This window comes from Corynebacterium sp. MSK074 (assembly GCF_030229735.1).
Lineage (GTDB): Bacteria > Actinomycetota > Actinomycetes > Mycobacteriales > Mycobacteriaceae > Corynebacterium.
The window spans coordinates 1-257 of the sequence record NZ_JASPIX010000046.1; the positions used below are offsets into that span (position 1 = coordinate 1).

The following is a 257-nucleotide window of genomic DNA, read 5'->3' on the forward strand; positions in this document are numbered from 1 at the left end:
GGAGTAAACGTGCCGGCACGATCCCTGGGAACGGTCACTTCAACCGCGCCGTAGCCAGAATTGACGGTCTTGGTGTAGGACCCGTTACGGTGATTGCTGCTCTGTGCGGTTTCCACCTTCGCTTTGGCCTTGCGGTCGGAATGGCTATAGCCCAAGTGCGCATCCATCTCCGCTTTAAGACCAGCGTTGATCGATGCCTGCAGCAGGCCTTTGACCAGCTCGCTTGCATCATCAGCAGAAGTCGACAGCTCGCTGAT

General features: G+C 57.2%; 1 protein-coding gene. It reads right to left on the reverse strand.

Features of this window, described 5'->3' with window-relative positions:
• Positions 1-257, reverse strand: a 257-nt coding sequence (locus tag QP965_RS11480) for a transposase (protein ID WP_502869821.1), incomplete at both ends; no start/stop codon positions are given.